The 13,587-nt window shown below is 61.5% G+C and carries 8 protein-coding genes; 3 read left to right on the forward strand and 5 right to left on the reverse strand.

Going from position 1 to position 13,587, the window contains the following annotated elements; genetic code table 11:
• The first annotated feature begins 26 nt into the window (after positions 1–26).
• From glgA to PMX60_RS04970, 3 genes are all read left to right on the forward strand, one after another.
• On the forward strand, positions 27–2,318 hold the full coding sequence (gene glgA / locus PMX60_RS04960) for a glycogen synthase GlgA (RefSeq protein WP_271747106.1): 2,292 nt from the start codon (positions 27–29) through the stop codon (positions 2,316–2,318).
• Positions 2,319–2,536: 218 nt separating this feature from the next.
• A complete protein-coding gene (locus PMX60_RS04965; RefSeq protein ID WP_271747107.1) occupies positions 2,537–5,833 on the forward strand; it encodes a 4-alpha-glucanotransferase in 3,297 nt (1,098 codons plus the stop codon).
• Between the two features lie 88 nt (positions 5,834–5,921).
• A complete protein-coding gene (locus PMX60_RS04970) occupies positions 5,922–6,158 on the forward strand; it encodes an FmdB family zinc ribbon protein (protein WP_055310612.1) in 237 nt (78 codons plus the stop codon).
• Positions 6,159–6,298: 140 nt separating this feature from the next.
• Here the strand turns inward: PMX60_RS04970 and PMX60_RS04975 are convergent, their stop codons facing one another.
• The 5 genes from PMX60_RS04975 to gltX all read right to left on the reverse strand — a co-directional run bounded on the left by PMX60_RS04975 (position 6,299) and on the right by gltX (position 13,494).
• On the reverse strand, positions 6,299–7,699 hold the full coding sequence (locus tag PMX60_RS04975; RefSeq protein WP_271747108.1) for an RsmB/NOP family class I SAM-dependent RNA methyltransferase: 1,401 nt from the start codon (positions 7,697–7,699) through the stop codon (positions 6,299–6,301).
• Entirely contained in the window at positions 7,696–8,616 is a 921-nt protein-coding gene (gene fmt / locus PMX60_RS04980) for a methionyl-tRNA formyltransferase (protein WP_271747110.1), read from the reverse strand. The genes PMX60_RS04975 and fmt overlap by 4 nt, the downstream gene beginning before the upstream one ends.
• Positions 8,617–8,947: 331 nt before the next feature.
• Positions 8,948–9,484, reverse strand: a complete 537-nt coding sequence (gene def / locus PMX60_RS04985; RefSeq protein ID WP_118384748.1) for a peptide deformylase — start codon at positions 9,482–9,484, stop codon at positions 8,948–8,950.
• Between the two features lie 18 nt (positions 9,485–9,502).
• Positions 9,503–11,947, reverse strand: coding sequence for a replication restart helicase PriA (priA, locus tag PMX60_RS04990; RefSeq protein WP_271747112.1), 2,445 nt, complete (start codon positions 11,945–11,947; stop codon positions 9,503–9,505).
• 71 nt (positions 11,948–12,018) lie between these two features.
• Positions 12,019–13,494 (reverse strand): glutamate--tRNA ligase, encoded by a 1,476-nt coding sequence (gltX, locus tag PMX60_RS04995; RefSeq protein WP_271747113.1) that lies wholly within the window; start codon positions 13,492–13,494, stop codon positions 12,019–12,021.
• Positions 13,495–13,587: the final 93 nt, after the last annotated feature.

A 13,587-nucleotide genomic window follows, 5' to 3' on the forward strand; every position in this document is an offset into this window, starting at 1 on the left:
TTCTCGAATTGCAACAGGGAGACAATATGGCTGATTCCAGCAAAAAGATGCAGATCGTGTTTGCCTCGGCCGAGTGCGCACCGTTTGTGAAGACCGGTGGCCTGGGCGACGTCGCGGGCTCGCTGCCTGCGGCGCTTGTGCGCGCCGGCGCCGAAGTCATCGTGATGGTGCCCAAGTACGCCACCATCAAGGACGAGTACAAGGCGCAGATGGAGCACTTCTCCGACTTTTACGTGAGCCTGGGCTGGCGCAATGAGTACTGCGGACTCGAGAAGCTCGAGCACGACGGCGTCACGTATATGTTCATCGACAACGAGCGCTACTTCGCGCGCGACTATCCATACGGCTTCTTTGACGACGGCGAGCGCTTTGCGTTCTTCTCCAAGGCCATCACCGAGAGCCTGCAGCACCTGCCGGTCGGCTTTGAGTGCGACATCCTGCACTGCAACGACTGGCAGACGGCGCTGGCGCCCGTGTTTTTGCGCGAGTTTTACCAGGGCCTGCCGCTGTACGACCGCGTCAAGACCGTGTTCTCGATCCACAACGTGGCGTTCCAGGGGCAGTTTAGCGACACCGTGATGGAGGACATCCTTGGTGTGGCGCATATTCCGGCGGCTGCCTCGCAGCTGCGTTGTGACGCCTGCAGCATCAACTACATGCTGGGCGCCCTGCGCTATGCCGACGCCATCACTACGGTGAGCCCCACCTATGCCAACGAGATCCAGACGCCCGAATTTGGCGAGGGCCTGGACGGCGTTTTACGCGAGCGCTCGTACGCGCTGCAGGGCATTTTGAATGGCATCGACGTCGCGGGCTTTGACCCGGCAACAGACAAGCGAATTGCCGCCAACTATACCGTGGAGGACCGTTCCGGCAAGGCCGTGTGCAAGGCCAAGCTGCAGGAGGAACTGGGCCTCGAGGTTCGCGACGACCGTCCGCTCATGGTGATGGTCACGCGCCTGACGCGCCAGAAGGGCATGGATCTGGTCATGTACGCGCTCGACCGCATCCTGTCCGGCGGCGTGCAGGTGGCGGTGCTAGGCACCGGCGACCGCGACTACGAGGACGGCCTGCGCTACTTCCAGGACAAGTACCCCGGCACCATGGCCGCACGCATCGCGTTCGATCCGGCGCTGTCGCAGCGCATGTATGCCGCCGCCGACATGTTCCTGATGCCTTCGAAGTTTGAGCCCTGCGGCCTGTCGCAGATCATCGCCATGCGCTACGGCACGCTGCCGATTGTTCGCGAGACCGGTGGCCTGAAGGACACCGTGCAGCCGTACAACGAGTTTACCGGCGAGGGCACGGGCTTCTCGTTTAGCAACTTTAACGGCGACGAGATGGGCGATGCGGTATTCCGCGCGGCGCGTCTGTTCTGGGATAACCGCGACGCCTGGAACCAGCTGGTCACGCAGGCCATGAGCCAGGACTTTAGCTGGACGCGTTCGGCCGATAAATATCTGGACCTGTACTTCTTTATGCACCCGGAGATTGAGCGCCCGGCGGCGGTTGTCGACGAGCCTGAGGCTGCACCTGATCCGGTGGCCGCAGAGGAGCCCAAGGCCGAGGAGAAGCCGGTTGAAGCTGAGCCCGCAAAGGCCGAGCCTGAGGTGAAGGCTGAGGTTGCTCCTGAGGCAAAGGCTGAGGTCAAGCCCGCTGCAAAGCCCGCAGCTAAGAAGACCACGACCCGCAAGACGACCACTAAGAAGGTTACGACGACCAAGTCTGCCGCGACTAAAACAACGGCTGCCAAGGCAACGACCACGCGCAAGCGCACGACCGCCGCTGCCAAGAAGGCCGCCGAAGCCGAGGCTGCTCCCGAGGTAAAGGCCGAGGTCGCTAAGGCCAAGCCGGCCACCAAGGCTCCGGCAAAGACTGCTGCCAAGAAGACAACGGCAGCCAAGAAGACCACGGCAACGAAGTTGACGACCACGAAGGCCGCCACGACCAAGTCAGCCGCAAAGCCGGCAGCCAAGGTCGAGGAGACGCCTGCAGAGTCCAAGGCGGAGGTAACCGTCGAGACCAAGCCCGCCGCCAAGACCACCACGCGAAAGCGCACGACGACGGCCAAGAAGACCACGGCAAAGACCACGACTCCCAAGGCAGAGACTAAGCCAGCTGCCAAAGAGGAGCCCAAGGCCGAGGTAAAGACTAAGCCGGCGCCGAAGGCCGCTGAGGTCAAGGCCGCACCGAAGGCAGAGACTAAGCCCGAGCCTGCCAAGGAGACCCCGGTCTCCCCCGCCGCTCCGGCAGAGAAAAAGGCCCCGTCCAAGAAGACGTCCGTCCGCAAGGCAACGGCCACCCGCAAGCGCCGCTAGCCCACAGACGATCCAAAACCTCATCAAACCCTTAGCAAGGGGCGCTCCAACCGGGCGCCCCTTATCTGTAGATAGTTGGTAAAACGATTTTCTAGGACAACCGTTCGCCGATGGTAAACGGATGTTGTTTATACAGCCTGTGTGCAACAGATATACTTACATCCTGTGCGTAAAGCCCATGGCCAGCAGGTCATGATTCTATTGAACTGGACCGTACTATGAGATTGATACACAACAGCCGTCTGCCGCAGTTTCGCACTCCGTTTGGCGCTGTGACCACAGGAACTACCCTTTCGCTCTCCGTGATTCTGGAGGATGCCGACCCCGCGCAGGCAACGCTTACGCTGCGCACCTGGGTCGATGAGATCGGTGAGTCTCTGTATCCCATGACGCACGAGGGCGACGGCATCTTTACCGCCGAGCTGGAGTGCGCCGAGCCCAGTCTTATCTGGTACAGCTTTATCTGCAATATCGAAGGCCAGCCCGAGGTCCGCTTGGGCGCACCGCAAGGACGCACCGGCGGCGAAGGCGTAACCTACAACTACGCCGAGGTGCCGTCATTCCAGGTCACCGTCTACAAACACCGTGAGAACCGTCCCACCTGGTACGAGCGCGGTATGGTCTACCAGATCTTCCCCGATCGCTATGCCCGCGACGAGCACTGGCGCGAGCGCACACTGGCCGAGGTCGAAAAACCGCGTAAGGGCATTCAGCGCCGCATGGTCGAGGACTGGAACGAACCGCCTGTGTACGAGCGCGCCGAGGACGGCTCCATCAAGACCTGGGACTTCTACGGCGGATCGCTCAAGGGTATCCAGGAAGACCTGCCTCGCATCGCCGAGCTGGGCTTTACAGCCATCTACCTCAACCCCATTTTTGAAGCCGCGAGCAACCACCGCTACGACACCGCCGATTACACCAAGATCGATCCGATTCTGGGCACCGAGCAGGACTTTACCGAGCTGTGCGAGGCGGCCGAGAAGCTCGGCATTTCCATCATTCTGGACGGTGTGTTCAACCACACGGGCGACGACTCGATCTACTTTAACCGCTACGGTAATTATCCCGGCGTCGGTGCCTGGCAGAGCGAGGATTCGCCGTGGCGCGATGCGTTTTATTTCCACGAGGACGGCTCGTACGACTGTTGGTGGGGCGTGGGCAATATGCCCGCCATCAATGAGAGCTCCGAGCTGGTGCGCGAGCGGCTCCTGGGCAAGGACGGTATCATACGCAAATGGCTGCGCGCTGGCGCCCATGGCTGGCGCCTGGATGTGGCCGACGAGCTTTCCGATGGCTTCCTAGCCGAGATCAAAAAGGCCGTGCTCGCCGAGAAGCCCGACGCGCTGCTGCTCGGCGAGGTCTGGGAAGACGCCTCCAACAAGATCAGCTATGGCCACCTGCGCCGCTATCTACAGGGCTCTGAGCTCGACTCCGCCATGGACTACCCCTTCCGCGACATGGTCATCGGCTTTTTGATGGGCTACAAGAACGCCTACCAGGCAGCCGAGGATATCGAGACCCTGCGCGAGAATTATCCGCGCGAAGCCCTGTCCTGCGCGCTCAACCTACTGTCGAGCCACGACCGCCCGCGCATCATCTCGGTGCTCGGCGGTGGCCCCGACGAGTCGCAGCTACCCGAGTGCGAGCGCAGCAAGTGGCGCCTGGACGAGAACTCGATGGGCCTGGCCAAGAGCCGTTTTTGGCTTGCAACGCTCATGCAGATGACGTTCCCCGGCGTGCCTTCGATTTACTATGGTGACGAGTACGGCCTTGAGGGCCTGACTGATCCGGGCAATCGCCGCACGCTGCCCATGAAGGAAGACCTGCACGACTTCGATACACTCGCCATCCTAAAAAACGCCTCGGCCGTGCGCCGCGCCCTGCCGTTTATGGTTGATGGCGAGATCAAGGCCTTCGCGCTCAACGACGAGGTACTCGCCTATACGCGCACCGGTAAAGACGGTGAGGCCGCAACGGTTATCATCAACCGCAGTCTGCGCAATTCGCACTGCGTGACGATCCCGGCGCTCGGCGAATGTGCGAGCGACGTGATCAGCGGCCACGAATGCGAAATCCACAACGGTACCGTCACGCTCGATCTGTATCCGCTGGGGTCGTCGATCATCTATCACCACGCCGAGCAGCGTCTGCAAGAGCCGCTCGATCACGGCGCGGGCGTCGTTTGTCACATCACCTCGGTACCGACCGACGACGGCAAGCCCGGTACGATCGGCGCACCCACGCGTCGCTTTATCGACCATCTGACCGCCATGGGCATGCGCTACTGGCAGGTTCTCCCCGTCAACCCCACGGACTTCTTTCGCTCCCCTTACGCCGGTCCTTCGGCCTTTGCAGGCAATATCGACCTGCTACCCGAGAGCCACGAGGAGCTGGCAGCCGACTTTGAGACTTGGAAGGCCCGCGGAGGCGAGGATGCCGATCCGCTGTACACCGCGTTTAAACATCGCAATGCCGATTGGCTCGAGAAGTACTGCGTCTACATGGCCGTTAAGAAGTACTTTGAGGGCGAGTCGCGCCATGATTGGCCGGCAGATGTCGCGCGCTACAACGAGCATCTGATCGACGACAAGCGCTTCCAGGACGAGGCCGAGCTTCAGGCGTACATGCAGTACCGCTTTGACCTAGCTTGGTGCGAGCTCATGAACTATGCGCACAAGAAGGGCATCGAGGTCATCGGCGATATCCCGATGTATGTCTCGGACGATTCGGCGGATGCGTGGAGCGAGCCCGAGAACTTCTGGCTGTCCGATACCGGAAAGGCGATTGAGATTTCCGGTGCGCCGCCCGACAACTTTGCGCCCGAGGGTCAGGTGTGGGGCAACCCGACGTTCCGCTGGGACCACATGAAGCAGAACGGTTATAGCTGGTGGATGGATCGCCTGCGCCGCGCGTTCTCGCTCTACGACCGCGTGCGTCTGGATCACTTCCTGGGATTCCACAGCTATTACAGCATTCCCGCGGGCAAGGCATGCGCCGACGGCCGCTGGCTGGCGGGCCCAGGCAAGGACCTGTTCCAGACCGCCTACGACGAGCTTGGTCCGCTCAACTTTATCGCCGAGGATCTGGGCTATCTGACGCCCGGTGTTCGTGCGATGGCTTCGACCTGCGGCTTCCCCGGCATGGACGTGCTGGAGTTTAGCGACTACGACGTTCGCTGCGGTGTGCACCCCACGCCTGGCAAGATTCTGTACACCTCGACGCACGATACGTCGACGCTGGCCGGTTGGTGCACGCGTTCCTTTGCGGGCGGCGATGAACCAAGCGGTGTTGAGGTGGCGGCTAAGCTGATGAGCGACGCGCTGGCAAGCGACGCTCCCCTGGTGATGATGCCGCTGCAAGATGTCCTGGGGCTTGGCGACGACGCGCGCATGAACGTACCGGGCGTGGCCACGGGCAACTGGACCTGGCAGGCTGACGAGGCCGACGTTGCGGCCGCCGAGGGCAAAACTGCACAGCTCCTGCGCAACACCCATAGATTCTGGGGCGAAGCGTGATAAAACGCCCGATATAGGGTACAGTTACAGACGTTTGAATTTTTGCGGGCAGAGCGATCTGCCCGCTTTGTGCTGAAAAGGAAGTAATATGGCACGCTACGATTACAAGTGCTCGAGCTGCGGCAACGTGTTTGAGGTTGAGCATCCCATGTCCGAGACCCCCGAGGTCGTGTGCCCCAGCTGCGGTGCCCCGGCGGCCAAGACGTTCTCAGCCAGCGGCATAAAATTTGAGGGCAGCGGTTTCTACAACACCGACCAGCGAAGCGGCGGCTCCAGCACCAGCGCCACGAGCGGCTGCTGCGCCAACTGCCCGCACAGCCACTAGAAACCAAACAGCCCCGCGACCGACATCGATCGCGGGGCTGATTCTTTGCGCTATAGGTGGCTCTATGAGTTGCGGTGAGATAAGGACTGTTTGGTGGGCTGAAGCCGCTATTCAATCCCTATTTCACCGCAACTTAGTAGTTACTTGTGGACCAGTCTGGCGCAGAAGTGACCGTCGTAGGAATCGGCGTTTACCGGCACGCTTTGGAAGAGGCCCCGATCGTTCTGGCGTACGGAAACGAGCTTCTTGGCCTGATCGAACTCAGGGAGTTGCAGAATCTGTGCCTCGGAAAGCGGTGCCACGCTAAAGCCGGCGCCCTCAGGAGAAGCAAGGAAAGCATCCACCACCTGCGTGTTCTCCTCGTCGAAGACCGAGCACGTCGCATAGATGAGCTCGCCGCCGGCAGCCACGCGCGCGGCGGCTTCCTTGAGCATCGACAGCTGCAGTTTGGGCAGCTCAACCGTCACATCCTTTTCGGTCAGACGCCACGGGATCTCGGGATGACGACGCATGGTTCCGGTGCCCGAGCACGGCGCATCGATAAAGACCGTGTCGAATTTAACCGGCTCGCCAAGCATGGCATCAAACGATGTGAGCACCTCATCAAGCTCGCATGCATCGCCCGAAACCGTGCGAACGCCCTGAATACCCGCCTTATGCAGGCGAGCAAGATTCAGGTCACACTTGCGATCATGCAAATCGAGCGCCGTATGCTGACGCTCATACCCCGCACGCTTGGCCTGACACATCATCACATAGGTCTTGGTGCCACGACCGGCACCAATCTCAAGACAGCTACCAGGGCGCGTGGCAGCTGTGGCGATAAGCTGCGCGTTAAGGTCCGAGGCCACCGCGGCAGCACGCTCAAACACACCCGACGCAACCGTAACCTGGGCATCAACCGGGGCATGGCAGCCTGGGAAGACAGGCGCGACGAGCTGCGAGATATACGGATCGGGCTTGGTCGCAAAGGCATTCTCATGCAGGGCCAGCGGCGCGGGGGCCAGATTACCGGCAAAGTTAAGCGCACCCTCTGGCGTGTCAAACGACGCCATAATACGAGCGCACAACCAGCGCGGCAGACCCATCAGGCGCGACAGACGAACCAAGCGCCGCTTAGACTCATCCACATCGGACGCAGTAGCAAAGTCATCAACATTGTCAGCAACCTTATGCAGTACAGCATTGGCCAAGCCAGCGGCGGACTTAGCGCCGCAGCGAACCAGCTCAACACCCTGACTCACCGCAACGCGGCCTGGGGTATGAAGGTAGAGCATCTCGAAGGCCGAGATACGAAGCGCCATGCGAACACGCGGCGCAACCTTTTTAGGCTTATCGAGAAACTGATCGAGAAGCTCGTCCAAAATACCCTGCGTGGCGGCGACACCCAGCGCCAAGCGAGCGGCAAAAGCGGAATCGCGCTGGTCAATAGCCTTGGCGGATGCGCGAGAGGACAGCACGTCACGCGCATACATGCCGCGGCGATCGGCCTCCATGAGCACATCGAGCGCAAGCTTGCGCGCGGGAGACAGCTTGCTCATGACAGAACACCCCACGAAAGATCGGCGCCTTGCAGCCCAGCAGCCCAAGCAGAAGCGGCCATACCACGCTTGCCATCGGGCTTAACCTCGAGCAGTTCAACCGCACCATCGGAAAGGCCAAGGAAAACACGCTTATTCTTAACGTCAACGCCGCCCTCGCCAAGCGAAATATCGGCCAGCGCAGCATCGAGTACGCGCACGGTCTTGCCGGCAATCACGCAACGAGCAGGCGCGGTATCGGACGAAGCAAGCACATGACGCACGCAATCAAGTGCCGCCATTTGCGGATCCAGGCGCATCTCCTGCTTAGAAATCTTGGCAGCATGTGTGACGAGCGACTCATCCTGCTCAGTCCAAACAGCCGAGCCATCGGCAAGCGAGGGAAGCGTATCAGTCAACAGTTTGCCGCCAAGCTCACCAAGCTCCATGGTCAGCGCCTCAGCATGCTTACCGGCAACCGACGTGGAAGCTTGAGCACAATAAGCACCAGTATCCACGCCATGTCCAATGCGCATAATGGAAACGCCAGCAACCTCATCACCAGCAAGAATGGCACGCTGAATAGGAGCAGCCCCACGCCAACGAGGCAGTAAGGACGCATGAACATTCACAATGCCAAGCGGCGCCATATGTAGCACCTCATCGGGCAAAATACAACCATAGGCAGCCACGCAGAAAATGTCAGCCTGGGCAGCCTGGAGCGCCTCAACAACCTCGGCCGTCATACGATCAGCCTCAACAACCGGCAACCCCAGCTCAAGCGCCTTGGCCTTAACAGGAGAAGGCTCAAGCTTCTTACCACGCCCACGAACAGCATCAGGACGAGTAACAACAAGCGCAATCTCATTCCCAGCCGCAACAAGCGAAGTCAACGAAGGCACAGCAAAATCAGGCGTACCCATAAACACAATACGCATAAAAGTTAGTCTCCTCTCAACCAAAGCCGAGATAGCTACAAATAACGGCGGAAAGCCAAGTACCCAGCCCATCCGCAATAACAATTCAACAAGAACAAATATACCCAAAACCAAAGAAAGAGCCGCAATAAAAGCAGCTCTTTCAGCAAAGCACCTATCAGCAAAGACGCCCTTCCCTGGCCCGACGGCACCCGGGCGAAACGAAGAGCAACAACGCAGTCCCTGGGATGGGGCCCACACATATCGTCCCGCGCGCAGTTTCGCAGCGCAGCGAGAATGTTTGAGCACGGGATGATATGTGTGGGCCCCATCCCAGGGACGGACAATTAACCTATTCGGTCTCGCCCGGTCGAGCGCCGCGCGCCAGGGCGTCCTGGTACTCCTTGACGGCCTTGAGCCTCTGCATCGGCTTCAATCGCTCGAACATGGTATTGCCGTGCAGGTGATCGATCTCGTGCTGCAGGCACACGCAGAACAGGTCGCCCGAGGCCTCGTAGCGAATCAGGTTGGCATCCAGATCGTATGCCTCGACGACAACGTGGTCAGGGCGCTCGATCTCGCAGCTGATGCCAGGAATGGAAAGGCAGCCCTCGCTAAAGGGCACCAGATGGTCACTCTGCTCAACAATGACGGGATTGATAAGCACGTACGGGTCGTAGTCGTTCTTGTCGCTGTAGTCGCAGTCGATGGTGACGAGCTGAATGAGCTCGCCGATCTGTGGGGCAGCCAAGCCGCAGCCGCCGTTCTCGAACATCATCTTCTTCATCTTCTCGGCAAGCGCCTCGATCGCCGGGGTGATCTCCTCGATGACGGCGCACTCCTGGCGCAGACGAGGGTCGGGCGACAGTACGATTCCGTTGGCTTCCATGGCCATCCTTTCGGGTTGTTACATCAAATCATAGGCATCGACGTCAACGCTCACGCTCACGCCGCGCACAGAGCCCACCTCTTTGAGGCAGGCGTCGATATCATCAGAGACATGGTACCCCACGGGCGACTTCACAAGCAGGTGGAAGCGATAACGGTCCTTGGCTCTTTCGATTACACACGAAGCCGGACCCAGCACCTGCGGCACGGCACTCCCCGCCCGCAAAAAGTCGGGCGCGGCGGCATGCCAGCGGCGCTTAAGAAGCTTTGCGATACGTCCGATGTAGTTCTGCGCGTCGTCTCGGTTCGCCGACCACACCAAGATGTTGACCAGACGAACAAACGGCGGGTACAGCGCGTCGCGGCGCTGATCCAGGTCGTAGTCGGTAAAGATCGAACGGTCATGCTCAGCGACGGCGCGAATGACCGGATCCTCGGGCAGGTAGGTCTGGATGATCACCTCGCCGGGGCGATCGCCGCGACCGGCACGGCCCGCCACCTGTTCCAGCAGGTCGTAGGCGCGCTCCCCTGCGCGGAAGTCCGGCAGCTTGAGGGCGAAGTCGGCATTGACCACGCCCACGAGCGTGACCTCGGGAAAGTCGAGACCCTTTGCGATCATTTGGGTGCCCAGCAACACGGCACAATCCGCCGCATCGAACTGCTCGAGCAGTTTTTTGTGCGCATCCTTGCCGCGCGTGGAATCGGCATCCATGCGAATGATGGCGACATTCTCGGGCAGCATCTGGTGCAGTGCGTCCTCGATCTGCTGCGTGCCCAGACCCATTTTTGCCAGGTAACGGCTGCCGCACTTGGGGCAGCGACTCGTGGGCGCGGGATACGGCTGCACGCGCCAAGACGAACCGCATGTATGACACTGCAGCGTGTGCGTGCGCTCGTGATACGTAAGCGCGGTGGAGCAGTGGTTGCAGGTGGGGACGCAGCCGCATTCGCGGCACATAAGGAACGGCGCAAAACCGCGGCGGTTGTGCAGTAACACGGCTTTCTCACGGCGCTCGACCACACGCTCCAAGCCCTCCATCAAGGGTTTTGAGAACATAGATCGGCTGCCGTGAGAAAACTCACGGCGCAGGTCGGCAATCCGAACCGTAGGCAGCACGGCGTGTCCCGGGCGCTCGGGCATCTCAACGCGCGTCCAAGTGGCACCGTAATACGTGCCATGGCGGCAGCGGTCGAGGGCCTCGGCAGAAGGCGTGGCGGAGCCCAACACGAGCGGGCAGCGGTAGCGGCGCGCCATCTCGGCCGCCACCTCGCGCGCATGGTAGCGCGGACTGGAGCCCTGCTTGTAACTGGTCTCGTGCTCCTCGTCGATGATGATGAGGCCAAGGTCGCTGAGCGGGCAAAAGAGCGCCGAACGGGCGCCGACAACCACGCGGGCCGCACCGCTGGCGACCATATCCCACTGGTCCAGGCGCTCGCCAGCCGAAAGGCGCGAATGGAACACGGCAACCGTCTCGCCAAAGCGCGAGCGAAAGCGGCCGACGGTCTGGGCCGTCAGCGAGATCTCGGGCACGAGCACGCAGGCCGAACGGCCGGCTGCCAGCACGCGCTCAATCGCCGAAAGGTAAACCTCGGTTTTGCCGGAGCCGGTGACGCCATCAACGAGCACCACGTCGCCATGAGCGTCCAGACGGGCGCGCTCAATCTGCGCGAGCGCCTGCTGCTGGCCGTTGGTGAGTGCGACCGGCGCCTTGCCGCTTGCCGAGGACAGCGTGGTTTGCTCGCTGCAGCCACGCCACGCACGGCGCTCCTCCACCACCACGACGCCGCGCTTTTCGAGCGCCTTGATAGTCGCCGACATGCTGTTATAGAGCAGGTTGAGGTCGCGCGTCGTGACCGGTCCGCACTGGAGCGCCTCGATGAGCTGACGCTGACGAACCGCCGTTTTGGGAGGCGTATAGTCGAAGCCCTCGGGCGTAAGCATGACCCAACGGTTTTGGATAGGCTTGACGGCTGGGCGCTCAACCGACCATGCGCCGTCATCGCCCTTGACCACGCGCGGGCTGCCGCCCGGGGGCAAGAACAGGCGCAGACACTCGGAAAGCGTCGCGACATATTCGCGGCTCATCCAACGCGCGATGCGGGCGGCCTCTGCGGTAAAGAGCGGTTTGCTGAGGATAGCCTCGACAGCTTTAATGCGCGCGGGGTCGATGGCGTTGTTGCCCTGCAGGTCGCCCAGCTCAGGCGTAGTGTCGACGATATAGCCCGCGGCGGCGCGGTTGCCAAAGTGGACCAGGACCGTGGATCCAATCTGCGCCTCGTTGGCAAGGGACTCGGGGATGCCGTAAGCAAACGGCTCGGACAGCGCACGGGTGGGAATGTCGAGGACTACGCTCGCATAGGCGGCGACGGGTTCAGGTGCGAACTCAGGCTTGGCCGGAGTCTCCTCCGGTTCCGGCGAACCAAACAGTGACAGTTGCTCGGCCATGGTCTCTGTACCTCCCATCCCATACGTCTTTAGAAACAAGAGCCCCACTCGTGGTGAGCGGGGCTCGGATACATGCGTTTACGCGACTGTTACAGCGCCATCGTGCGGGCGCGGTCGATACGCGCCAGGCAGTCGTCACGACCGACGAGCGCCATGGTCTCGCCCAGCGGAGGGCTCACCATGTTGCCGCAGACGGCGACGCGCACGGCCTGGAACACCACGCGCTTCTTGAGGTCCATCTGCTCGGGGAGCGGCTCAAGCGCGGCATCGATGTTGGCGGCCGTCCACTCGTCCACGCCCTCGAGCGCGGCCTTGGCGGCATCAAGAATGGCGCCCATGCCGTCCTTGGCCAGGCCCTTGTTGACGGACTTCTCGTCATACTCGAGCGTCTCGACCGTAGCGAAGATGGGAGCGGCGACGGTCACGGCGTCGGCCGGCATCTTGGTGCGCGGCTTGACAATGGCGGCAAGCGCGTCGATCCAATCCTCGCCGTACTCGACATTACCCTCGATGAGACCCGCCTCGTGCAGCTCTGGGACCATGATCTCGTCGGCAAACTGAGCATCGGACATGCCGTTGATGTACTCGGCATTGACCCAATCGAGCTTCTTGGGGTCGAAGGTCGCGGGGTTCTTGGAGATGCGGTCGAGCGAGAACTTGCTGGCCAGGACATCGCGCGGGATGATCGTGGTCTCGCCGTCGAGCGACCAGCCGAGCAGAGCCAGGTAGTTGACGAAGGCGTCGGACAGGTAACCGGCGTCGCGGTACTCCTCCACCGAGGTGGCGCCGTGGCGCTTGGAGAGCTTCTTGCCGTCGGCGCCCAGGATCATGGAGATGTGGGCGAACGTGGGCACGGGCGCGCCGAGAGCCTCGTAGACCATGACCTGACGCGGGGTGTTGGACAAGTGGTCGTCGCCGCGGATGACGTGGGTGATCTTCATCATGGCGTCGTCGACGACGGTCGCGAAGTTGTACGTGGGCGTGCCGTCGGAACGGAAGATGACAAAGTCGTCGAGCTCCTTGGCGTCGAAGGTCACCTCGCCGTGGACGGCGTCGTGGATGACGACGTCGCCGCGGTCCTCGGGCACCTTGATACGCAGGACGTAGGACTCGCCGGCCTCGATGCGGCGGCGGGCCTCCTCGGGATCAAGATCGCGGCAACGGCGCTGATAGCCCTGGAAGGGGTCCTTGCGCTCCTGCGCGGCCTTGCGGTCGGCGTCGAGCTGCTCCTTGGTGCAGAAGCAGGGATAGGCCTTGCCCTCGTCCCAAAGCTTCTGGGCGGCCTGCTTGTACAGGTCCAGGCGCTCGGTCTGGGCGTAGGGGCCAAAGTCGCCGCCCACCTCGGGACCCTCGTCCCAGTCCAGGCCCAGCCAACGCATGGCGCGCAGGATGATCTGCGTGTTCTCGTCGGTGGAGCGGGTGGGGTCGGTGTCGTCGATGCGCAGGATGAACGTGCCGCCGTTTGCGCGGGCGAAAGCCCAGTTATAGATAGCGGTGCGGGCGCCGCCGATGTGCAGCTTGCCCGTCGGTGAGGGTGCAAAGCGGACGCGAACGTCTGATGCCATGGAAATCTCCTCGATTGCAGGATGGATGTCTAACCGCATCAGTATAAAGCATCAAAGCAACCTCCGCACAAAGGGCACCGACCTACTCATTGG

Source organism: Collinsella aerofaciens, assembly GCF_028206995.1.
GTDB classification, from domain to species: Bacteria; Actinomycetota; Coriobacteriia; order Coriobacteriales; family Coriobacteriaceae; genus Collinsella; species Collinsella aerofaciens_AQ.

Coding starts and splice junctions, on each gene's coding strand:
- glgA (WP_271747106.1), top strand. CDS start 27: ATGGCTGATTCCAGCAAAAAGATGCAGATCGTGTTTGCCTCGGCCGAG.
- def (WP_118384748.1), bottom strand. CDS start 9,484: ATGGAAGCCAACGGAATCGTACTGTCGCCCGACCCTCGTCTGCGCCAG.
- PMX60_RS04970 (WP_055310612.1), top strand. CDS start 5,922: ATGGCACGCTACGATTACAAGTGCTCGAGCTGCGGCAACGTGTTTGAG.
- gltX (WP_271747113.1), bottom strand. CDS start 13,494: ATGGCATCAGACGTTCGCGTCCGCTTTGCACCCTCACCGACGGGCAAG.
- priA (WP_271747112.1), bottom strand. CDS start 11,947: ATGGGAGGTACAGAGACCATGGCCGAGCAACTGTCACTGTTTGGTTCG.
- fmt (WP_271747110.1), bottom strand. CDS start 8,616: ATGCGTATTGTGTTTATGGGTACGCCTGATTTTGCTGTGCCTTCGTTG.
- PMX60_RS04965 (WP_271747107.1), top strand. CDS start 2,537: ATGAGATTGATACACAACAGCCGTCTGCCGCAGTTTCGCACTCCGTTT.
- PMX60_RS04975 (WP_271747108.1), bottom strand. CDS start 7,699: ATGAGCAAGCTGTCTCCCGCGCGCAAGCTTGCGCTCGATGTGCTCATG.